The following is a 22,654-nucleotide window of genomic DNA, read 5'->3' on the forward strand; positions in this document are numbered from 1 at the left end:
TATTATACCACTTTGTTTAATAGAAATGTATATATTAAGCAGTTACATATTTCTTTCGCAGTGAGAATGCAACAAGACAAAGTCCAATCGTGATCAAAAGGGCTGAGATAAAGTAAAAGAACCCTTCAGTGAAAAATTCTATGATCAACCCGCCGATTGCAGGTCCGCCTATACTGCCAAGACTGAAAGCAACTCCACACATAATATTGCCGGCTGGAAGCAGGTTTTTTGGCAGCAGATCTGTCATATAGCTGATGCCAAGTGAAAAAGTAGAACCGGTTGCCATTCCAGCCGTGAAAAATGCAGCCGTCAGCCATAGAGGGGAGGACCCTGCAAGACCTGCTAACACAAAGAAGAATGCACCGGCAAACAGCACACTCATTAAAATGCGATGCCGGCCAAATTTATCACTCAGCATCCCAAGCGGCAGCTGAAACACAATCGCCCCAATTGAAAATGCGGGAAGGATATAAGCAATCGCACCAGCTTCAATTCCACTCCTGAGTGCGTAAATTGGGAAATTACCATGCAGGGAAGCTTCAAGCAATCCATAGCTGAGTGGAGGCAAAAATGCGACCCAGGCATATTTCCATACCTGACTGAATCTTTTCATCGTGCCAAAAAATGAAGTGGATTCGGATCCGCCATGATCAGGAAAGTCATTCCTGAGTAAAAAGACAAATCCCCAGGTCATAAAGGTCATGATCCCGGAAACAATAAAGGGGAGTGTAGGGCTAATTTCAATGAGCTTACTCATTGCCGGTCCAATCGCGAATCCCAATGAGAAAAACAAACCGTAGACTGCAATATTTCTACCCCGTCTGTCAGCTTCTGAAAATGAAGTGATCCATGTCTGAGTAGAAAAATGCAGCATATTATCCCCAATCCCAATAAGCAATCTCAGTACAAACCAGAACCAAAACGACTGCCAGAGTGGAAAAGCAAGAAGGGACAGTCCAACCACAAGTCCCCCGGCAATGATCATCGGCTTATATCCAAAACGCCTGAGCGGTGCTTCCATTAATGGTGAAGCAATTAAAATTCCTATGTATATCCCTGTTGCATGCAGCCCGTTCATCGCAGAAGACACGCCCTGCTGTTCAAAAATAATCGCAATTAAAGGAAGAAGCATCCCCTGGGAAAATCCTGAGATTGCGACAATCCCAACTAATATCCAAAACCGAACTCTTGGTGAAACACCCATATTAAAACTCCTGACATGTGTAATAGTCTAATAAATTTTTAAATCGTATCATTAAAGTTGAATGTTGTACTAGCGTAGATCATGCCTTGATGCCGCAATCGTTTTCAAGCAAAATAATCGAGATCTAAAATAGACAACGCTATAATCTTACTATATTCACTCAACAGAAAGAAGGAGATTGCAATGGAATTTAATATGAAAGAAGGCGGATTTACAACAAACCTTGAATATGGGGAGCTTCATATTTCAGGAAACGAAGAATACGGATTCCGCCCTTACCAGCTGCTAGTATCATCGGTGGCTGTATGCAGCGGTGGCGTACTTCGTAAAGTACTTGAAAGAATGCGTATAGAATTCTCGGATATAAAGGTGTCAACAGAAGTGGAACGTAATGAAAAAGAAGCAAACCGCGTAGAAAAAATACACATGCACTTTACGATTACTGGAGATCTGAAAGAAGAGAAAGTAAAGAAGGCGCTTGAGGTTACACGCAGAAACTGTTCAATGGTTCAGTCAGTGAAAGACAGCATTGATATTACAGAGAGCTTTGAAATCAAAGCATAATAAAACCCGGTTTATTCTTAATTAAAAGAGTAAACCGGGTTTTATGGTATTCGTATCTTTATGCTTCTTTCCATATAAACGCACTTTTTATTTCACAAGCGCTTCTCATCACTCTCCTTTACGAAAGGTTTTCTCAGAATGATCTGAAGCAGCCCCCCTTTAATGAATGTAAATGAAGTATAGCACGAATTTTAAATAGTGTAAATATTCAAAATAGATAAATAATTAAAAAGTACCGGATTGATGAAAAATCCGGTACTTTGGTTTGAACCTATTTTGTCAGCAGGGCACTTCTTTTCGTAAAGTCTGCTCCGCTATAATACATATCCTTTACAAGAAGGTTAGGACCAAGACAGCTGACAGCTGGGCAATGGCAGTTGACGCTTTTTGCATCCTCAGTTGTCATCCACCTGTTAAAGACATCAGGCAAAGTGTCCTGTTGGATATTTCCGAGCGGTGGCGTATTGTTAAAATCAGTCACGATCACGTCTCCTGTAAACACATTCACGTTTAACCTGGATCGGCCATCCGGATCATTTCTGACAGTTACGTTCTTTTCACTGTAAAGTCGCTGAAGCAGCTCCCGATCTTTTTCAGACGTGCTGCAGGCGTAAAATGGCAGCGTGCCAAACAGCATCCACGTCTTCTGATCGCGGGTATCAAGTAAACGTTCAATCGCTTCGCGTGTTTCTTCTAGTGAAAGTGTTTCAAGTGATTCTGCGAATGAGCTTGGATACATCGGGTGAATTTCATGTCTTGCACACTTCATATCATGAACCACTTCCCGGTGAATTCTCTCCATGTGCGGCAGCGTTTTTTTATTCAGCATCGTTTCAGCAGAAACCATGATACCTGCTTCACTCAGTGCACGGCTATTTTCGATCATTTTTTGGAAAAGTGCTGCGCGCTGTGCTTCAGAAGGCTTACGCTCCATTCTCGCAAACCCGGTATGGATGAATTCATCAACGGTTCCCCAGTTATGTGAAATATGTAAAACGTCCAGATAAGGAATGATCGGCTCATAGCGCTTCAGATCAATCGTCAGATTTGAATTCATCTGTGTGTGGACGCCTCGTTCATGGGTGTATTTCATGAGCGGCAGAACTGTGTTCTCTACAGATTTCTTCGACAGCATCGGCTCACCGCCTGTGATACTGAGCGTTCTGAGGTGTTCGATCTCATCAAGACGCTTTAAGATTAAATTCATATCCAGCGTTTCAGGATCTTTATTAGACAGGCTGTAACCAACCGCACAGTGCGCACATCTCATATTGCAGAGCGTCGTTGTTGTAAATTCCACATTGGATAAAGTCAGCTGTCCGAATTGCTTCATATCTTCATAAGCTTCCCATGGATCGTAGGAAGTTGTAATTGGCTGTTTTGTTATAGTCATCGTATGATCTCCTTTTTAAGTACATTTGTTAGTATGGAAAAACCGTCTGTATAAGTCAATGAATATTCAGGGAAAGTTGCAGAAATGAGCAGAATCCGTTACGATAAGGACGGATTTGAAAGGAGTGAGAGGCATGGGTAATGCTATTCACGATAATGACTCTCAGGTACTATACCTGAAGCAGCGTTTATCAATGTTTTTAGAAGTGCTGGAATCCGTAGATGCAGAAAGTACAGATCTTGAAGATATCGATCGCATGATTCAGATGCTTGATGATTTGGAATTAAAGGTACAGCAGTTTAAAAAAGACGATAACGAATAACAAAACAGGCCTTCCGGGGTCTGTTTTTTGTTTTATAACGGATATCATCGTAGAGAGGGGCTGGAATACGACCACAACAGAGCTCGATGCGACTACAACCAGGTGGAATACGACCACAACAGAGCTCGATACGACCACAACCAGACGGAATACGACCACAACCAAAGAAAATACAACCTCCGCTGGCAACTATTCGACCTTCATCATAATGGGTATCCCATGCTAACCAGTTCATTCAATGTTTCTATTTTCGAAAACGTTTCCAAACACCCTTTCCTTCAATAAAGCACCGGGTTATAATAAATCCGTTGAGTTTTGGGAGAGGGGTATACATACAGATGAATATTGAAGCATTGGAAAACAGTGTATATGAATTAATCGTGGAAACATCCACTAACCTGCCAAAGGACGTGCGCCGTGCGATTCGCAAGGCGAAGGCGCAGGAGAACGCAGGGACACGTGCAGCAATGAGTCTTGCAACGATCACACAGAATATCCAGATGGCAGATGAGAAAGTTTCGCCGATCTGTCAGGATACGGGGCTTCCGACTTTTAAAATCAAAACCCCAATCGGTGTGAATCAGCTGGAAATAACCAAAGCGATTAAGCGCGCAATGGTACGTGCCACTGAAGACGGCAAAATGCGTCCAAATTCAGTTGATTCAATTACAGGAGAAAACAGCGGTGACAACCTTGGGGAAGGATTACCGGTGATTAAATATGAGCAGTGGGAAAAAGATGATATTGATATCCGTCTGATTTTAAAAGGCGGCGGCTGTGAAAATAAAAACATTCAGTACAGCCTGCCATGTGAACTTGATGGTCTAGGCCGTGCCGGACGCGACCTCGATGGCATCCGTAAGTGCATTATGCATTCTGTCTATCAGGCACAGGGACAGGGCTGCAGCGCAGGTTTTATCGGTGTGGGGATCGGGGGAGACCGTTCTTCAGGATACGACCTTGCAAAAGCACAGCTGTTCCGTTCATCTGAAGATGTAAATCCGAATGAGGATCTTAGAAAGCTTGAAGAATATGTCATGGACCATGCAAATGAGCTTGGTATTGGTACAATGGGCTTTGGCGGTGAGACGACACTGCTTGGCTGCAAGGTTGGTGTTATGCACCGTATCCCTGCAAGCTTCTTCGTCTCAGTTGCTTACAACTGCTGGGCATTCAGACGCCTTGGTATTACAGTAAATCCTGAGACTGGAGACATTCAGGAATGGCTGTACCAGGAAGGTGACAAAATTTCATTTGATGATGATCAGGCAGAAACGCCTGATGAGAAGCCTGAAATTGTTAAGTTGTCTGCCCCGATTTCTGAAGACCAGATCCGCACCTTAAAAGTAGGTGATGTCGTACAGATCGACGGCATGATGTACACTGGACGCGATGCGATCCATAAACATTTAAGCGATCACGACGCACCTGTAGATCTGAATGGTCAAATCATTTATCACTGCGGTCCTGTCATGATGAAGGATGAGGAAGGAAACTGGCACGTGAAAGCAGCCGGTCCTACGACATCAATCCGGGAAGAGCCTTATCAGGGAGATATCATGAAGAAATTCGGGATCCGTGCTGTGATCGGTAAAGGCGGTATGGGACCTAAAACGCTCAAAGCGCTTGAAGAACACGGAGGCGTCTACCTGAATGCAATCGGAGGAGCCGCACAGTACTATGCAGACTGTATCCAGGGCGTTGAAGGCGTTGACCTGATGCAATTTGGCGTGCCGGAAGCAATGTGGCATCTGCGTGTTAAAGGATTCACAGCTGTTGTAACAATGGATTCACATGGAAACAGCCTTCATAAAGACGTTGACCAGTCATCTCTTGAGAAGCTGTCACGCTTTAAAGAGCCTGTATTCAGATAAATTCCGAAGCACTCACTTATAAGTGGGTGCTTTTTCTATGTATACCACCAATCCAACTGCACAATTTAATGATAGAAGGGAGGTTCATATGAAAACACTTTACTCAATTATAGTGGTACTTTTTTTATTCCTGGGCTACTCACTGTCAGTCTATGCCCAAACTCATCACTGGGGGTTCAAGCGGTCTGCGGGCGGCGAACAGCCTGATGCGGGCGCTGTGTATAATGACTTGCTTGAAAAGCACGGCGCTTACTATAAAGGGTCTCCAGATGAGAAGATTGTATACTTCACATTTGATAACGGTTTTGAAAATGGTTATACAGAAAAGATCCTTGATGTACTGAAAGAAGAGAAAGTGCCGGCGACATTTTTCCTGACGGGTCACTACCTTGAAAGTGCAGCGCCGCTGGTAAAAAGAATGGCAGATGAAGGTCATATCATTGGCAACCACTCCTGGGGACACCCTGACTTTTCAACACTCAGTGAAGCGCAGATGAAAGAGGAGTGGGCGAAGGTTAAAAAGAAAACTGAAGAACTGACCGGACAGAAAGAAATGAAATATGTCAGGCCGCCTGAAGGGGTATTTAATGAGCTATCGTTAAAAGTTGCAAATGATGAAGGCTATACGCATGTTTTCTGGTCGCTGGCATTTGTAGACTGGTATCACGAAAAGCCTCAGGGGGCAGATTACGCCTACAATGAAATTATGAAACAGCTGCATCCGGGTGCTGTGATTTTGCTTCACACCGTCTCTTCTGACAATGCCGGCGCGCTACAGCGGGTTATTCATGATATGAAGAAGCAGGGGTACTCATTTGAAACGCTTGATCACCTGACAAAGAATCCTTCTTAAAACGGGCAGCTGCCCGTTTTTTTAATGGGTGCATGTTATAATCAGAAAAAAGGCGTGAAGCAGATGTGGCAGCATGAAATAAATATAAAAGGCCCATACGATTTTGAACGTGTACTGGACAGAATGCGACTCGATCCGCTTGTTGTAATTGATCAGGCAAATCTGCGTCTTTCCCTGCCGGTTGAAATTGAGCACAAACAGGCAGTACATATTACATTTACAGGAAGCGTGGATTCACCTTCTTTCAAAGTGGAAGGCAAACATGACCAACAGGCAGCCATTCAGGTTGTAAAACGGGTGCTGCAGCTTGAGCGGGGACTGCACGAGATACATGCGCATTTTAAGGATTCATCACTCAAGGCGATCTTTGAAGAGCATGCAGGAACGCCACTTGTACTCGAGCCGACACCATACAGCTGTCTGTTAAAAAGTGTGATTCATCAGCAGCTGAATATGTCTTTTGCAGCGACATTGACAGAGCGGTTCGTTAAAACGTTTGGTGAGCAGGTGGATGGCGTATGGTTCTATCCTGATCCTGAAAAAGTCGCAGATATCCCGCTTGAAAAGCTGAGGGAAATGCAGTTCAGCCAGAGGAAAGCTGAATATTTGATCGGAATAGGTGAAAAAATCACCTCAGGAGAGCTTGATCTGAATGCACTCAGTCAAGAGGATGACGGAGAAGTCATCAAACAATTAGTGAAGATCAGAGGAATTGGCCCCTGGACCGCTCAGAGTGTGCTATTATTTGGGTTTGGCAGAATGGATATTTTTCTGCCGGCAGATATCGGTATTCAAAATGCATTGAAAAAGCATTTTCAATTAGATGATAAGCCTGCTTTGGATGACATGGAGGTTTGGCTTAAGGACTGGCGTCCGTGTTCGAGCTATGCCTCCCTTTATTTATGGCGGAGCATTGAAACAGGGAAGTGAAATGATGAAACAGGTTGATATAGAAGTGAAGCAGGAATTCCCGCTGACGATCAAGCGTCTCGGCATTAATGGTGAAGGCGTCGGTTATTTTAAAAAGCAGGTTGTTTTTGTGCCGGGTGCACTGCCTGGAGAAGAGGTTGTTGCTGAGGTAACAGATGTTAAACCAAAGTTTGCAACAGCTAAAATTAAAACAATCCGGAAAGAATCACCTGAACGTGTTCAGCCTCCTTGTCCTGTCTATGAAGCCTGCGGCGGATGTCAGCTGCAGCACGTGACATACAGTGAACAGCTGAAGTTCAAAAAAGATCTGATCCACCAGGCGCTCGAACGACATGCGAAGGATCTTGCAGACAGCATCGAAGTAAAAGATACAATTGGAATGGAAGATCCGTGGCGCTACAGAAACAAAAGCCAGTTCCAGATGGCAAAACAGGGTAAAAAGGTCATTGCAGGCCTTTACAGTATGAACTCCCACGAACTGGTTGATATCAAAGAATGTATTGTGCAGCGTAAAGAAACGAATAAAGCCACTCAGGTTGTCAGAAAACAGCTTGAGAAGCTCGATATTCCCATTTACAATGAGCGCACGAAAAAAGGCTGCGTCCGTACAATTGTGACGCGTGTTGGTATTCATACAGGTGAAGTACAGATCGTGCTTGTCACAGCTGATGAAGAGCTGCCGAATAAAGACAAGCTGATCACACAGCTTGAAAATAAAATGCCTGAAGTAAAATCGATTATGCAAAACATTAACCCGACTTCAACTTCAATGATTTTCGGAAAGAAAACAGTGAAGTTATCCGGTAAGGCGACGATTGAAGAAAAACTTGAAGAATACACGTATCACTTATCTGCACGCGCATTTTTCCAGCTGAATCCTGTTCAGACGGTAAAGCTGTATGACGAAGTAAAAAAGGCAGCTGCACTTACAGGGAAAGAAAAAGTAGTGGATGCCTACTGTGGGTCCGGAACAATTGGTCTCTGGCTTTCAGACGGAGCATCAGAAATCCGCGGAATGGACGTCGTGAAAGAATCGATTATAGATGCCCGTCAGAATGCGCAGAATCACGGCGTGAAAAAGTACGATTATCAGGTCGGGACTGCAGAAGAGTGGATGTTCAAGTGGAAAAGAGAAGGTTTTAAGCCGGATGTAGTGGTTGTGGATCCGCCGAGAACCGGGTGCGATGAGAAACTGCTTGATACAATTCTTTCTCTGAAGCCGAAAACATTCGTCTATACGTCATGTAACCCATCGACACTGGCAAAAGATTTGAAGAGACTGTCGGGACAGTATAAAATTGAATCTATTCAGCCAGTCGATATGTTTCCTCAAACAAGCCAGGTTGAAAGTGTCACAAAGCTTGTATTGAAGTGAAGCTGATTCCTGCTGGAAAAGGAGGAACAATAGTGGATATTCAGACAAAAGAAGATGTTCAACAGATCATTGATCAACAAAAGACATTCTTTCACAGCGGTGTCACGAAAGATGTAAAGTTCCGTATCAGCCAGTTGAAGAGGATGCAGCGGGTGATTAAAGAGTATGAACAGGACATTCTTGATGCTTTAAATAAAGACCTCGGCAAAAATGAATTTGAAGGGTATGTCACAGAAATCGGTTTTACACTAAAAAGTATTAAGACCATGATTAAAAACGTAAAAGAATGGTCTCAGGACGAAAAGGTGAAAACACCGATTTTCCAGATGCCTTCAAAAAGTTTTATTATGAAAGAACCATATGGCAGCGTATTAATTATCGGGCCATTCAACTATCCGTTTCAGTTACTGATTGAGCCGCTTCTTGGCGCGATGGCAGCGGGGAACTGTGCGGTGCTTAAGCCTTCTGAAAGCACACCTGAAACAGCAAAAGTTGTACGTAAAATGATTGAAGACAACTTTGATCCGGCATATCTGAAGGTCGTTGAAGGTGAGAAGGAAGAGACATCTCTTCTGATCAATGCACCATTCGATTATATGTTCTTCACGGGCAGTGTGCCTGTCGGTAAGATTGTCATGGAAGCCGCTTCTAAAAACCTGGTGCCACACACACTCGAACTCGGTGGGAAAAGTCCAACAATTGTTGACGAAACTGCCGACCTTGATAAAGCGGCACGAAGAATCATGTGGGGTAAGCTGATCAACTCAGGGCAGACATGTATCGCACCTGACTATCTGGTGGTGCATGAATCAGTGAAAGATGAACTCGTTGAAAAGTTGAAAGAAACGATCTATGAATTTTATGGGGACGATATTCAGCAAAACGATGAATTTGGCCGTATTGTTAACGAAAAGCACTTCGACCGTCTTCAGGACATCATCAACCGTGACAAGGACCTGATTGTGTTCGGCGGGAAAACTGACCGTGATGATAAATATATTGAGCCGACGATTCTTGACGGTGCTGACTGGTCAGCTGCAGCGATGGAGGATGAGATCTTTGGTCCGGTTCTTCCTGTACTGACGTATACAAAGCTTGATGATGCGATTAACATGATTAATGAACATCCGAAGCCTCTGGCGCTTTATGTGTTCACAGAGAACAGTCATAATGAAAATCAGGTGCTTGGCCGGATTTCATTCGGCGGAGGCTGTGTGAATGATACGATCAGTCATGTATCGAATGAGTACCTGCCATTTGGCGGTGTGGGTCATTCGGGCGTTAATGCGTATCATGGTAAACACAGCTTTGATACGTTTACGCACCGGAAGAGTATGATGAAGAAGAGTACGAAGGTGGATGTGAAGTTAGCATTCCCGCCTTATAAAACGAGTCTGGATACGATTAAGAAGCTGCTTGGATAAGTAGGGCAGTTTTCAATAACGCGTCCCTGTTCCGTGGAGGACTGCGCTTTCCTGCCCCCGGGCGGTGAGCCTCCTCGAGCTTCGCTCTGCGGGGTCTCACCTGTCCCTTCCTGGGGCGGGAGTCTCCGTCCTCCACTCCACAGGTCCGCTGAGTCAAATGAAAAAGGAAAGAATGCTGTCTGTATAAAGCACTCTTTCCTTTTTTATTACATAATTTTAAAGTAAAAACTAGGTGAGCGTAGTGGAAGGCGGTGACTTCGGGACGATTAGCGGGATAGCTGAGGAGGCTCAGCGACCGCCGTCCGGAAAGCACCGCCTGCAGCGCAGCGAACCGGTTACTAAGACTGAGGCATATACTATTATTTATCATAAATCTCCTTCAAAGCATCATGCAGCAACGGATATTTAAAGCTAAAGCCGTGTTCTTCAAGTACTTTAGGAAGCACTTTGTTTCCTTCAAGAACGAGCGCGCTTTTGTCACCGAGGGCAATCTTCAATGCAAACCCCGGTACAGGCATCCAGTGCGGGCGATTGAGGACTGATCCGACTGTTTTGCCGAAATCCTTCATTTTCATCGGATTAGGAGCTGTCACATTCACAGGACCCTCAAGTGTTTCGTCTTCAATCGCATGCCACACTGCTCTTGCCACATCTTCATGGTGGACCCATGAGAGCCATTGTCTGCCTGATCCCACTGTGCCGCCGGCCATTAATTTGTATGGAAGGACAATGTTAGGCAGGGCGCCATCATCTTTCCCGAGAATGATCCCAAAGCGTGCGCATACAACACGAACGCCTTCATCTTCAGCAAGCTTTGCTTTATGCTCCCAGTCAATCACTGTTTCAGCAAGAAAATCACTGCCTCTTTCATGCGCGCTTTCTGTATAGATTTTTGTCTCAGAAGGCGGATAGATCCCGATTGCACTTGCATTGACGAGCACTGAAGGTGTGTCTTCAAATGAACGGATCAGCCTCAGAATTTCATCTGTTGCTTCCATACGGCTGTCATAGATTTTCTTTTTCTGCTCATCACTCCATCGTCCGTTATTAATGGATTCTCCTGCAAGGTTAATCACGGCATCAATCTTCGGCAGTTCTTTTTCAGGTGCTGCACCATCAGTCAGCCACTTCACATACGTCACATGCGGTCTGGATTGTTTATTTGTACTTCTGGTTAGTATAAAAACTTCATGCCCTTTATCAGTCAGAAGTTTTGTGATTGATTTTCCGGCAAATCCTGTTCCGCCGCTTAGTAAAATATTCATCTGTATCCCCTCCGGCACTATGATTAAATACTCTTTTCCACTTCAATACCCCGAATCCCTGCTTAACATGTGCTGATGAGAAATGATAATGTGTTTTAATATTCGAACATGTACAAAGCCATTTTCAAAAAAGTATGATATTGTTTGGTTGGAGGTGTCTCACATGCCCGTTATTACTAAGATTACAAAGCAAAAGCGCAATGAAGAGCGCTATAATATATTTCTTGATGGAAAGTATGCATTTAGTGTGGATGAAGCTGTGCTGGTCCAGCATCAGCTGCAGAAAAATAAGGAACTTGATGATTTTGATATTGGTGAAATTGAGTATGAGGATCAGGTCAGAAAAGGTTTTAACAAAGCGCTTGTTTACTTGAGTTACAGAATGCGTTCTGAAAAGGAAATATTCCTTCATTTGAAAGAGCATGAAATGGGAGAAGCTGCAATTGAAGAAGCGCTTCATAAGTTGAGACACTATGGTTATGTCAATGATGAGGCTTTTGCTAAAGCTTTTATGAATACAAAAATCAATACAACTGATAAAGGGCCGCTCCAGATCAAATCCGGCTTAAATGAGAAGGGTGTAGCAAATGAAATCATAGAAGCCCTGCTCAGTGAAAAAGATGCGGAGGAATGGAAAGAGCGTGCAGCTGCCATTATGGAGAAGGTCATTAAGAAGAATCCAAAGCTTTCCCCGCTTCAAATTAAAAAGAAAGCACAGGATACACTTGCAAGAAAAGGTTACAGTGGACAGACTGTATCTGCAGTACTTGCTGACTTGTCTGTTGAAAGAGATGAAGATGAACAGAAAACGGCTGTATTATCCCAGGCGAAAAAAGCGCATAACAAGTATGCCCGTAAGTTTGAAGGTTATGAATATGAACAGAAGATGAAACAGGCTTTATATCGGAAAGGTTTTACAATGGATGAAATAGAGTGGTCAATCGAAGAATTAAAGGAAGAAGATTAAAAACGGCTGACCTTATATAAGGATCAGCCGTGTTAGATCAGGATACCTGAATTTCATCCTGATCTATCTGGTTATAAATTCTTTCAGCGATTTCTTTTGGTGCAGGAAGTCTTTCAGGATCGGAAACATAATGGTTATGATCCCAAAATGGTGTATTCATTCCGCCCATATAAGCTCTCACTACTCGTATGCCATCTTCGGCAACCTCTTTCGCCAAGCTTTCTGAATAACCTCTGAATGCATACTTTGAAGCAACATAGCCGGTTTCATTCACTTTACCTTTTTGTGCCGCTGTAGACAGGATGTTCAGGATAATGCCGCTTTTTTTCGTTTTCATATCCGGCAGCAGCTTATTTGTTAAAAGCATCGGCCCGATTGCATTAATGTGCATCATTTCGTTCAGCTGATCATAGCTTAAGCTCTCAGCTTTTCCGAAATGTCCCACGCCGGCGTTATTGACAAGCAGATCCGGCAGCAGGTCTTTTTCGTTCAACTGCTCATAAAGTTCCTGTATGGAAGCGGTATCAGATACATCAGCTGTCAGTACGGTACTGTCAGGTAGCGAGGATGCAACATTTTCAAGCTTATCGGCTGTTCTGCCGACGAGTACGATATGATAATCCTGTCCGAATAACAGCGCGAGTTCTTTTCCAAGACCGGACCCGGCGCCTGTGATTAAAGCGATTTTTTTAGACATTTGAATTCTCCTTTGTTCACATTAAAAAAATTTCAAACAAGGTAAAACGTTCTTAACCTTTATTATCAGGTTAAGGGACGTTTTTTTATTTGGCACTGTTAAAGAGGGCTGTTGATTTCCGCTCCAGGGGGAACGCTTTCCGCAGGGCGTGCGGTGAGCCTCCTCGACGCGTTACGTCTGCGGGGTCTCACCTGTCACGCTTCTCCTGCTGGAGTCGTCCCCCTTCCGCTCCAACCACCAGCTGTGCTAAACAACATTGGTCTTTAACATAGCCTTTTATTTTTAAAAAAACAACAGTGTTCCCCCTAAATAAGACTGAATATTTATGTTGTTAAGTATATCACACTTCGCTATAATTATTTATATCGCAGTACGCTATAAAAAGGTGGTGTTGAATTGGATAAAAGAATACGCAGATTTTATATGCCGATGACAGAAACCAGCTTTTATATCCTGTTTGCCTTACAAAATGAAATGCATGGTTACAGTATCATGCAGTATGTAAAAGATCTTACTGAAGGAGAAATCAATTTAGGTGCGGGAACGGTTTATACCAGTTTATCCAAAATGGAGAAAGACGGGTTAATCGTACTTGCGAAAACGGAGAGTAACCGGAAGTTTTATAATATGACTGACCTGGGACGTGAAATATTAGACATTGAAATTCTGCGTATCGAAAGGTTATATAAAAATTCAAGGACATAGGGGGGATGTCATCATGGTTAAAAAGATCAGAAAAAAATTTTATCTTTCCGATTTTGAGGAGGAACAGGCATTTTTATCTTCTCAGCGCAGTGCAGGATGGAGGCTGACTGAGATCAGAGGAAAAAAATACTTCTTTGAAGAATGCGATCAGGAATCTGTTGTCTATCAGATAGATTTTAATCCTAAAGAGCAGCAAAAAAGCGAGTACATACAATTATTCACTGACTTCGGTTGGACCTTCATTACTGATAAAGAAGGGAAATACTATTTTTCAAAACCGGCTTCACAATACAGTGAAGATCAACTATTTAGTGACCGTGAAACGAAAATGATGATGTGCAATAAAATCATGAAGCGTAAGCTGATTCAGTTGATTCCGCTATCAGTTATAGCAGTTATCATTTCGACAGTTCTGGCATTGAACTTATTTTATCTGGACCTCTTTCCAACAGGCATTCTTTTCATCTTATCGCTCATATGGATTGGCTGGTTATCGCTGACTCTTTACTCAATGAAATACGTATCAGGGTTTTTCAAACTGAAAAAAATCATCAATGGGAATTTGAATTAGAAAGGGGATCAGATGTATGTATGGGTGGTTAAATATTGGAAGTCTTGTGCTGGGGTTGATTGCATGGATCATACCTGTTGTATTGCTTGCAAAGCACGATAAGAAAAGTCTTCAAAGCTGGGCATTGTTTTCAATCGCAAGTATCAGTGCCTGTGTCATAGCAGTGCTTTTTCAGATTTTATATAACGATTATTTAATCAGAATAGAGGCCTGGGTGTCGCTGATGGATACGACTAGAGCTGTCGTTGTTCTTTCGAGTATTCTTGCAGGAGTAACGATTATATTGAATGTCATAACTGCAATCGTATATAACAAAAAAATTCATAAAAGCACATAAAGGCAGAGCAGATATAACGATTTTATACTGCTTCAACCGTGATTTTGTTTTGCCTAACCATTATAATGCTCATGAGGTGTTAAAAATGTCTACTGAAAAAAGATATAGTACAATGACTGAATTCGAACTGAAGCAGGAAATCGCCCAGCTGAAAGAAAAAGCGCGTAAAGCGGAAGCGCTCGGCATCGTAAATGAATTCGCCGTTTTAGAACGGAAGTCCATTATGGCAGAAGCTTACCTTTTAAACCCGAAAGATTTTCATAAAGGTGAAGTGTATGCGATCAAGAATGATCCCGGGACATATTTTAAGATTGATTATCTGAACGGTGTATTTGCCTGGGGATACAGACTCGGGGGACAAAGGCAGCAGGAAGCCCTGCCGATCTCACTGCTTGAGCAATCTAAAGGAGGTCAATCATGAATGAAATCAGACAGGAATTAATTGATAAACTCCGGATGAAGGACCCGTCGCTCTCAGAAACCAAAGCGGGTATGCTGATCGATCTGCTGAGAGAAGACTTTGAAGCGACCTATGCAAAAGCGGGCTATGAGTATCAGGGTGAGGAAATGTCAAAGAGAATCGTTGAACAGTGGATTGAAAACTACGGAGACAGAATCAGTGATGTCGCTTCAATGAACGAGAAGTACGCGGCTATATTAAAAAGTGACGATATCCATTAAAAAAGCAGCAGGCTCATGCCTGCTGCTTCGTTATTCATTCGGCAGAATATCGAGCTTCTTCTGCAGCTTTTCTTCACTGAAGATCCAGCCGGTATAAGAACTCTGAATATCCAGTTCCTTATCCATCTGGACCACCGCAACAAATGGGTAATGATCATTACTGCGGTATCTCAGGTCAATAAACCGTACCTCGTACTGATCATCGCCTTCACTCAGCTCCCACCTATAAAGAGGAGAGAAAGATAAGAAAGCTGACACATTGCGGTCAGTTTTGGCTTTTTGAAAAATTTCATTATCCGGAATAGACTTCTTTTTGAACTTGTCATATATCGTAATCGATCTTCCATATGCCCGTCCCACGTAAAAATGCTCTTTTGTCTCAGCTGCAATTCGCCATTGGTAAAAGCGGATTGTAGGTGCGATAATAACATTATCTGCTTTCGGTATCGTTTTTTTAATTGAATGACGAACAGCGGATTGCAGCATAAACCTGATCACATAGTACCCGACAATGACTGTATACATAATGAGAAAAGTCGGGACGGGATTTGCACCAAATCCCCAGATGATCAGTCCGATTACATGTATACCAAAGATAATCGGATCAAATGTATTGATGACACCAAGCGCCACCCATCTTGATGAAAAAGGCCTGAGTGCCTGAGTGCCATAGCTGTTGAAAATATCAACAAAGACATGCAAAAATACAGCAAGAAAAGTCCATAACCATAAGTGAAGCAGGTTCGCTTCAGGAAAGAATGGAAAGATTGCTGCAGTAATGGCAATCGGCCACAGCATCACAGCCGGAACAGAATGTGTAATCCCCCGGTGGTGTCTGATATATACAGCATTATTACGGAGTTTCAGCACTGTGTCAGCGTCAGGAGCCTGTGAGCCAATCACAGCAGCTATTAATACGCTCTGGGCAGTTGCAGGATCGTTTGCAACAACTGGGTCAATGGCAGCAAGTCCGCCAATCGCAAATCCCATTACGATATGAGTACCAGTATCCATGTGCAACCCCTCCTAACGTACGTTTCAGTTTTTAATTATGTCGTATTTTAAGTATATAATGCAAGAAATGATCTGCCCACTAAAACGGCTGTCAATACACTATTCCCCTGAACAACGGTGATTTAACACAAAGGATGATGATTTATGAATGAAGAACTAGAAAAGCGAATAAAAAAGGTAATTGCCAAAAAATTTGGTGAAGATCTTGTTGGATGGTTTGAGCAGGAAATGAGAGAACTCCCGTGGCGCGAAAGCCGCGATCCATACAGGGTGTGGGTCTCTGAAATTATGCTCCAGCAGACGCGTGTTGATACGGTTATTCCTTATTATAACCGTTTTATGGAGCAGTTTCCTTCCGTTGAGGCGCTCGCTTATGCACCTGAAGAAGATGTTTTAAAAGTATGGGAAGGACTCGGGTATTACTCAAGAGCAAGAAATCTTCAATCAGCTGTAAGAGAAGTGCATGAAAGTTATCAGGGAATTGTCCCGGATAACCTGAAGGAAATTTCTTCACTTAAAGGTGTAGGTCCTTACACAGCAGGTGCTATTTTGAGTATCGCCTATGGCAAGCCTGAACCGGCAGTAGACGGCAACGTGATGAGAGTGATGTCGCGCATTTTATCAATTGATGATGACATTGCAAAGCCTGCTTCAAGGAAGAAGTTCGAGGCTGCAGTAAGAGCGATTATTTATGAAGAGAATCCATCTTATTTTAACCAGGCACTGATGGAACTAGGGGCAATTGTATGTACTCCGACTTCACCTTCATGCTTTTTGTGTCCCGTTCAATCACACTGCACTGCATTCGCAGAAGGAACACAGCATGAATTGCCTGTGAAAAGTAAAAAGAAAGCGGCAAAAACAGTTGAACTGCTGACTGTTATCGCTGAAAATAATAAAGGTAAAGTGCTGATCAGCAGGAGACCTGAGCAGGGACTGCTTGCTAACATGTGGGAGTTTCCGAGCTTTGAAAGAACACCCGGTCTAAATGCGGGGCAGCAAATGACTGATTACTTACAGTCAGATCATGAAGTAGAGGCAATCCTGACTGAAGAAAAGTGGATGACTCAGGATCATATATTCACTCATCTTGTCTGGAAGATGCAGGTTGGGCGTCTCAATGTGACGAATGAACCTGTGCTGACAGAACAGATGAAATGGGTGGATCAGGCGGAGATTGAAAAGGTGGCAATGCCTGTTTCTCACAGGAAAATCGCTAACGCCTGGAAAGAGTCAACAGAAAAGGGGACAGAAAAATGACAAACAAAGTAGCATTAGTAACAGGAAGCAGCAGAGGTGTCGGTAAAGCAGCAGCGATGGCACTGGCTGAAAAAGGATACGATATCGTGATTAACTATGCACGAAGCAAAAAAGCTGCGCAGGAAACAGCAGCTCAGATTGAAGAAATGGGCCGTAAAGTACTTATTGTCCGTGCAAACGTTGGAGATAATGAAAAAATTAAATCGATGTTTGAACAGATTAAAGAACATTTCGGGAGACTGGATGTCTTTATTAATAATGCAGCATCAGGCGTCCTGCGTCCTGCAATGGAACTTGAAGAATCACACTGGAACTGGACGATGAATATTAACAGTAAAGCTTTGCTGTTCTGTGCGCAGGAAGCAGTAAAGCTCATGCCTGAAGAAGGCGGCAGAATTGTCAGCATTTCATCACTCGGATCGATCCGTTATCTTGATAATTACACAACAGTAGGCGTATCAAAAGCAGCGCTTGAAGCATTAACGCGCTACCTTGCAGTCGAGCTTGCACCAAGGAAAATCGTTGTGAATGCAGTATCAGGTGGTGCTATTGATACAGAAGCACTGACTCATTTCCCTAATCGTGAGGAGCTGCTTGAAGACGCAAGAAGTAAGACCCCCGCTGGAAGAATGGTCGAAATTGACGATCTTGTAAAAACCATTTTATTCCTTGTCTCGGATGATTCATCCATGATCTGCGGACAGACAATCATTGTCGATGGCGGCAGATCACTTCTTGTATAAGTCATGAATAAGATTCCACACTCCGGACCATATTAAGTGTCACGGAGGTGAGATCTCAATGAAAAAACAGCCAAACAAAACACAAGCCGGCACAAATGTTGAAAAAGTAAAGCAGCAAAATGCAGGAGCATTTGCTGAAGAGTTCGCTTCAGAAACAAATGCTGCTGAAGTAAGACAGCAGAACAAGCAATCTGAAGCTAATAAAGGCAATCAGAACCAGCAGCAGAACAAACGCTCATAATGAATGTCGAAAAAACCGCCCACGGGCGGTTTTTTTGTCGTAATTTTTATGGACGGACGACAAAAGGAGTCAAAGGGAAAACCGATTAAAAGTGGAATCTGTTCTTATCAGGAGGGATTTCACTTTATGAATACATTCAAAGAAAAGGTCTATCAGCAAATGGAAACTGCAGAGGAATTACTTCATCTCTATGCAGAAATTGAGAAGAAAAAGAAAATGCGGGAGTTCTTACTGTCCATGGAAATTCACGATTCTGCAGAGCAGCTTTATATTCAGCTTCAGGAACTCGACTGCAGGTTAAAAGAGGTACAGGAGAAGTTTGATGATCAGATGAATGAAGTCATCCATACAGCAACTGAATAGAATCAACGAAGCAGCTGCCCGTCTGGGTGGCTCTTTTTTTGTGAAAGAGTTATAATAGTGAAATACATACATGGGCGGACCTGACATTCATCAGGAAAATGTAAATTTTTTAATCAAAGGCAGGAGATGGAGGATGACGCTACCAGTAGAAGGGCAGAGTATACAAATACACAGCTACAAACACGATGGGCTCATTCACCGGGTCTGGCAGGAGACGACTGTTCTGAAAGGAACAAGAAATATTGTCATCGGAGGTAATGACCGTACGATTGTGACTGAATCCGACGGCCGTACCTGGCTTACGAGAGAGCCTGCGATCTGTTACTTTCATGCGGAACACTGGTTTAATATTATCTGCATGCTCCGTGACGACGGGGTCTATTATTACTGTAATTTGAGCTCACCTTTTGTGTATGAAGATAAGGCAGTAAAGTACATTGATTATGATCTTGATATAAAAGTGTATCCGGATATGTCATATACACTGCTTGATGAAGATGAATATGAGGAGCACAGGAAGCTGATGGGTTATCCTCCGGTAATCGACAGAATTCTTCAGCGCAATGTTGATAAATTGATACGCTGGATTAAGCAGAGAAGAGGTCCTTTTGCACCTGACTTCATCGATGTTTGGTACAGCAGATATCAATTTCAGAAAAGATATCGTTTAAAAGAATGAACACGACCATTCCTGTTGGCCAGTTTCAACAGGTTTTTTTATGTTTTTATCTTTATAAGTCTGGCTGATGATTTCCGCTTCAGGGGACGCTTTCCGCGGACGAACGCTCAGGTCGGGCAGAAAAGCACTGCCCTGCGGGGGTCTTTCCCGATCGTTTTTTAAGCAGGAGTCGCCCCCTTACGCTTCAACCATCAGCTGCGCAATTAAAAAATATGGTTTTTTGAATAAAGTTTATTAAAAGTGGAGGGGAATCCAAATGGACAGTATAAAGAGATATATGAAATTCGTAGCACCATATAAATGGCAGATTATCTTTACGCTGCTGATCGGTGTAATCAAGTTTGCCATTCCCCTGTTAATACCGGTTCTGATTCAATACGTTATTGATGATATTGTAAACGGGGATATGGGGGCAGATGAAAAGCTGAACCAGCTTTACTGGCTCATAGGTGGAGCGATGGTGCTCTTTGTGATTGTACGGCCGCCGGTTGAATATTACAGACAATATTTTGCCCAGTGGACAAGCAATAAGATTTTATTTGATATTAGAGATCAGCTGTTTTCACATTTGCAGAAATTAAGCTTTAAGTATTATTCCAATACAAGAGCAGGTGAAGTCATTTCACGGGTCATTAATGACGTTGAGCAGACGAAAAATTTTGTCATGACAGGACTGATGAATCTGTGGCTTGATATCGCCACGATCCTGATTGCAGTCGGAATTATGCTCAGCTACGATGTGAAGCTGACACTTGTCTCATTAATCGTTTTCCCGCTCTATGCATTTTCTGTCCAGTACTTCTTCGGCAGACTGCGTTCACTGACGCGCTACCGCTCACAGGCACTCGCTGAAGTGCAGGGTTATTTACATGAACGTGTACAGGGAATGAGTGTCATTAAAAGTTTTGCAGTAGAACCGCATGAACAGAAACAGTTCGATCAGCGGAACGGAAACTTTCTGGATAAAGCCATTGACCAGACAAAGTGGAATGCAAAAGCTTTTGCAGTTGTGAACACGATTACTGATATTGCGCCATTAATTGTTATCGGGTATGCAGGTTACAGCGTCATCAACGGTGATCTGACACTTGGGGTGATGGTTGCATTTATCGCTTATGTCGAACGTTTATATAACCCGCTCAGAAGACTGGTGAACAGTTCAACTACACTTGTTCAGTCGATCGCATCAATGGACCGCGTTTTCGAACTTGTTGATGAAAAGTATGATGTAGATGATAAGCCGGGTGCAAAAGAGGTTAGTAATGTAAGGGGAGAGGTCTTTTTTGACCACGTTTCTTTTACTTACGATGAGAAGGAAGAGGACGTCTTAAAAGATGTTCATCTGCACGTACGCGCCGGTGAAACAGTCGCTTTTGTCGGTATGAGTGGCGGCGGTAAGTCTACCATCGTCAGTCTGATCCCGCGTTTTTATGATGTAACCAAAGGGAGAGTCCTGCTTGACGGGAAGGATATCCGCGATGTGCAGGCACGCAGTCTGAGAAATCAGATTGGCATGGTGTCGCAGGACAATATTCTCTTTAGTGAATCTGTGATGATGAATATTAAAATGGGGAATCCTGAAGCAACGGAAGAGGAAGTCATTGAAGCGGCAAAAGCAGCTAATGCCCATCACTTCATTATGGAACTTCCGGAAGGCTACCACACGAAAGTCGGGGAGCGGGGCGTGAAGCTCTCAGGCGGACAGAAGCAGCGTGTGGCCATTGCCCGGGTCTTCCTGAAAAATCCGCCGATTCTGATTATGGATGAAGCAACTTCAGCGCTTGACCTTGAAAGTGAACAGCTGATTCAGGATTCAATTGAGAAGCTTGCTAAAGACCGGACTACTTTTATTGTGGCTCACAGACTTTCAACCATTACACATGCTGACCGGATCATTCTAATCAATCACGGACAGATCGCAGAAAGCGGCAGTCATCAGCAGCTTATGGAGAAGAAGGGTCTCTACTATAATCTGTTCCAGGTTCAGCAGCTTGGAGAATAAAAAAACGCGATTGGAAAGTTGACTTTCCAATCGCGTTTTTTAAATATCACGTTCCTGCAGCTGTACTTCCTGATCTTCCTGGTGATAACACTGCATTGAAGCAATCAGCGTATCAAGGTGAGACAGGTGTTCTTCATACTCAAGCATCGCGGAAAGCACATGCAGCAGGTGATAACCGCTGTTTTCTTCTTCATCCCGCGCCTGATTAACTTCCTTCATAAATATATCCGTTAGTTCTTTATGATTCATGCACGTGTGATTGATCTGCTCGTTATCGATAGAAGGCTTAATTTTTCCTGCAAATCGCATCAGCAGCTGTTCATGATAACTCATCAGACAATCAAGCTGTTCCTGAATAATCATCTGAAGTGACTCAGGTACATGATGGATATCATTTTCAAAGCGGTGAAGTCTTTTAAGGATTTCAAAGCTTCGTCTCTCAGTTGAAATCATCTGTCGGTAAACAACAAGCTTACGCGTTTTAGCAACAGAATTCTTTTTCAAAATGCCGCGTTCTTCTTTATATAATAGATAGATCTGATCAATCTTCATTAACCGTTCTTTAAACTTTTCAATATCCTTTTTCAGCAGCTGATGTTCAGTCGCATGACGCGTGCTCAGTCTGATCCATTTGATCATATCGTCAGTTGTGGTGGAGATATGATGAAAAAGTCTATTTTCGTACTTAGGCGGAATAAAAATAAGATTAACAATAAATGATGACAATACGCCAAGCATAATCGCTGCAAAACGCAGCAGTGCAAAGGTGATGAATTCCTCATTCTGTACTTCCATAATCGCAATCAGTGTAACAAGTGCAAGACCGATTGTTGACTCGATACGGAGCTTCAGAATAATTGTGATTGCAATGACGGCCGCAAAGCCGATTACCACTACATCATTGCCAAATAGTAATACGAATACAATTGCAACAACAGCACCAATGACATTTGCCTGAATATGCTCAAGAATGGAGACAAATGAACGGTAGATTGTCGGCTGAACGACAAAGGCTGCAGCGATCCCGGCAAATATTGGAGTCGGCAGGTTCAGCTGTTCAGCTAAAAAGAGAGCAAGGACAATTGCAATCCCCGTTTTTAATACGCGGGCTCCAAGCTTCATGTATAAAATAAGTCCTTTCTTAACGTAACTCACGCTTATTATTGCGCCTGGCAATAGTAGTAATATAC

Annotated in this window: 25 protein-coding genes; 19 read left to right on the forward strand and 6 right to left on the reverse strand. The window is 43.1% G+C overall.

The window, feature by feature from the left end:
* Positions 1–34: 34 nt before the first annotated feature.
* Complete coding sequence (locus tag KP77_RS06980) at positions 35–1,204, reverse strand: MFS transporter (RefSeq protein WP_041122013.1); 1,170 nt, start codon at positions 1,202–1,204, stop codon at positions 35–37.
* A 183-nt stretch (positions 1,205–1,387) separates the two neighbouring features.
* Here KP77_RS06980 and KP77_RS06985 point away from each other — a divergent pair, with 183 nt between their 5' ends.
* Positions 1,388–1,768 (forward strand): OsmC family protein, encoded by a 381-nt coding sequence (locus tag KP77_RS06985; protein ID WP_041122014.1) that lies wholly within the window; start codon positions 1,388–1,390, stop codon positions 1,766–1,768.
* Positions 1,769–2,039: 271 nt separating this feature from the next.
* Here the strand turns inward: KP77_RS06985 and yfkAB are convergent, their stop codons facing one another.
* Entirely contained in the window at positions 2,040–3,161 is a 1,122-nt protein-coding gene (gene yfkAB, locus KP77_RS06990; protein WP_041122015.1) for a radical SAM/CxCxxxxC motif protein YfkAB, read from the reverse strand.
* 133 nt (positions 3,162–3,294) lie between these two features.
* Here yfkAB and KP77_RS06995 point away from each other — a divergent pair, with 133 nt between their 5' ends.
* From KP77_RS06995 to KP77_RS07020, 6 genes are all read left to right on the forward strand, one after another.
* Positions 3,295–3,483 (forward strand): SE1561 family protein, encoded by a 189-nt coding sequence (locus KP77_RS06995; RefSeq protein ID WP_039808085.1) that lies wholly within the window; start codon positions 3,295–3,297, stop codon positions 3,481–3,483.
* A gap of 338 nt (positions 3,484–3,821) precedes the next feature.
* Complete coding sequence (locus tag KP77_RS07000) at positions 3,822–5,357, forward strand: fumarate hydratase (RefSeq protein WP_041122016.1); 1,536 nt, start codon at positions 3,822–3,824, stop codon at positions 5,355–5,357.
* 88 nt (positions 5,358–5,445) lie between these two features.
* Positions 5,446–6,210 carry a delta-lactam-biosynthetic de-N-acetylase gene (gene pdaA, locus KP77_RS07005; protein WP_041122017.1) on the forward strand — a complete coding sequence of 255 codons (765 nt, stop codon included), beginning with the start codon at positions 5,446–5,448 and terminating at the stop codon, positions 6,208–6,210.
* 63 nt (positions 6,211–6,273) lie between these two features.
* Positions 6,274–7,140, forward strand: a complete 867-nt coding sequence (locus KP77_RS07010; RefSeq protein ID WP_041122054.1) for a DNA-3-methyladenine glycosylase family protein — start codon at positions 6,274–6,276, stop codon at positions 7,138–7,140.
* Position 7,141: 1 nt separating this feature from the next.
* Complete coding sequence (gene rlmD / locus KP77_RS07015) at positions 7,142–8,515, forward strand: 23S rRNA (uracil(1939)-C(5))-methyltransferase RlmD (RefSeq protein WP_235420689.1); 1,374 nt, start codon at positions 7,142–7,144, stop codon at positions 8,513–8,515.
* 32 nt (positions 8,516–8,547) lie between these two features.
* Complete coding sequence (locus KP77_RS07020; protein WP_052474019.1) at positions 8,548–9,939, forward strand: aldehyde dehydrogenase; 1,392 nt, start codon at positions 8,548–8,550, stop codon at positions 9,937–9,939.
* Positions 9,940–10,298: 359 nt separating this feature from the next.
* On the opposite strand, the gene KP77_RS07030 is transcribed toward KP77_RS07020, so the two are convergent.
* Positions 10,299–11,204, reverse strand: coding sequence for a TIGR01777 family oxidoreductase (locus KP77_RS07030; RefSeq protein WP_041122019.1), 906 nt, complete (start codon positions 11,202–11,204; stop codon positions 10,299–10,301).
* A 163-nt stretch (positions 11,205–11,367) separates the two neighbouring features.
* Between KP77_RS07030 and recX the strand changes: the two genes are divergently transcribed.
* Positions 11,368–12,171, forward strand: coding sequence for a recombination regulator RecX (recX, locus tag KP77_RS07035; RefSeq protein ID WP_041122020.1), 804 nt, complete (start codon positions 11,368–11,370; stop codon positions 12,169–12,171).
* 37 nt (positions 12,172–12,208) lie between these two features.
* On the opposite strand, the gene KP77_RS07040 is transcribed toward recX, so the two are convergent.
* Positions 12,209–12,868: an SDR family NAD(P)-dependent oxidoreductase gene (locus KP77_RS07040; RefSeq protein WP_041122021.1), complete on the reverse strand. Its 660-nt coding sequence runs from the start codon at positions 12,866–12,868 to the stop codon at positions 12,209–12,211.
* A 396-nt stretch (positions 12,869–13,264) separates the two neighbouring features.
* Here KP77_RS07040 and KP77_RS07045 point away from each other — a divergent pair, with 396 nt between their 5' ends.
* The 5 genes from KP77_RS07045 (at position 13,265) to KP77_RS07065 (ending at position 15,162) form a co-directional block, all read left to right on the forward strand.
* Positions 13,265–13,573: a PadR family transcriptional regulator gene (locus KP77_RS07045; RefSeq protein ID WP_041122022.1), complete on the forward strand. Its 309-nt coding sequence runs from the start codon at positions 13,265–13,267 to the stop codon at positions 13,571–13,573.
* A 13-nt stretch (positions 13,574–13,586) separates the two neighbouring features.
* Positions 13,587–14,144, forward strand: coding sequence for a DUF2812 domain-containing protein (locus KP77_RS07050; protein ID WP_041122023.1), 558 nt, complete (start codon positions 13,587–13,589; stop codon positions 14,142–14,144).
* A 16-nt stretch (positions 14,145–14,160) separates the two neighbouring features.
* Positions 14,161–14,481, forward strand: a complete 321-nt coding sequence (locus tag KP77_RS07055; RefSeq protein WP_041122024.1) for a hypothetical protein — start codon at positions 14,161–14,163, stop codon at positions 14,479–14,481.
* An 85-nt stretch (positions 14,482–14,566) separates the two neighbouring features.
* On the forward strand, positions 14,567–14,902 hold the full coding sequence (locus tag KP77_RS07060; RefSeq protein ID WP_041122025.1) for a YfhH family protein: 336 nt from the start codon (positions 14,567–14,569) through the stop codon (positions 14,900–14,902).
* A complete protein-coding gene (locus KP77_RS07065; protein WP_041122026.1) occupies positions 14,899–15,162 on the forward strand; it encodes a YfhJ family protein in 264 nt (87 codons plus the stop codon). The genes KP77_RS07060 and KP77_RS07065 overlap by 4 nt, the downstream gene beginning before the upstream one ends.
* A gap of 30 nt (positions 15,163–15,192) precedes the next feature.
* On the opposite strand, the gene KP77_RS07070 is transcribed toward KP77_RS07065, so the two are convergent.
* Positions 15,193–16,176 (reverse strand): metal-dependent hydrolase, encoded by a 984-nt coding sequence (locus KP77_RS07070; RefSeq protein WP_041122027.1) that lies wholly within the window; start codon positions 16,174–16,176, stop codon positions 15,193–15,195.
* Positions 16,177–16,320: 144 nt separating this feature from the next.
* Here KP77_RS07070 and mutY point away from each other — a divergent pair, with 144 nt between their 5' ends.
* The 6 genes from mutY to KP77_RS07100 all read left to right on the forward strand — a co-directional run bounded on the left by mutY (position 16,321) and on the right by KP77_RS07100 (position 21,464).
* On the forward strand, positions 16,321–17,436 hold the full coding sequence (gene mutY, locus KP77_RS07075) for an A/G-specific adenine glycosylase (protein WP_052474020.1): 1,116 nt from the start codon (positions 16,321–16,323) through the stop codon (positions 17,434–17,436).
* Positions 17,433–18,179 (forward strand): enoyl-[acyl-carrier-protein] reductase FabL, encoded by a 747-nt coding sequence (fabL, locus tag KP77_RS07080; protein ID WP_041122028.1) that lies wholly within the window; start codon positions 17,433–17,435, stop codon positions 18,177–18,179. The genes mutY and fabL overlap by 4 nt, the downstream gene beginning before the upstream one ends.
* A 58-nt stretch (positions 18,180–18,237) precedes the next feature.
* Positions 18,238–18,420, forward strand: a complete 183-nt coding sequence (locus KP77_RS07085) for a gamma-type small acid-soluble spore protein (protein ID WP_041122029.1) — start codon at positions 18,238–18,240, stop codon at positions 18,418–18,420.
* Positions 18,421–18,546: 126 nt separating this feature from the next.
* Positions 18,547–18,783, forward strand: a complete 237-nt coding sequence (locus KP77_RS07090; RefSeq protein WP_041122030.1) for a YgaB family protein — start codon at positions 18,547–18,549, stop codon at positions 18,781–18,783.
* A gap of 133 nt (positions 18,784–18,916) precedes the next feature.
* A complete protein-coding gene (gene ntdP, locus KP77_RS07095; RefSeq protein WP_039808126.1) occupies positions 18,917–19,462 on the forward strand; it encodes a nucleoside tri-diphosphate phosphatase in 546 nt (181 codons plus the stop codon).
* Positions 19,463–19,718: 256 nt separating this feature from the next.
* Complete coding sequence (locus tag KP77_RS07100) at positions 19,719–21,464, forward strand: ABC transporter ATP-binding protein (protein ID WP_041122031.1); 1,746 nt, start codon at positions 19,719–19,721, stop codon at positions 21,462–21,464.
* Positions 21,465–21,503: 39 nt separating this feature from the next.
* On the opposite strand, the gene KP77_RS07105 is transcribed toward KP77_RS07100, so the two are convergent.
* Entirely contained in the window at positions 21,504–22,619 is a 1,116-nt protein-coding gene (locus tag KP77_RS07105; protein ID WP_327063108.1) for an FUSC family protein, read from the reverse strand.
* Between the last annotated feature and the right edge of the window lie 35 nt (positions 22,620–22,654).

The sequence above is a fragment of the Jeotgalibacillus alimentarius genome, from assembly GCF_000829445.1.
In the GTDB taxonomy this organism is placed as follows: domain Bacteria; phylum Bacillota; class Bacilli; order Bacillales; family Jeotgalibacillaceae; genus Jeotgalibacillus; species Jeotgalibacillus alimentarius.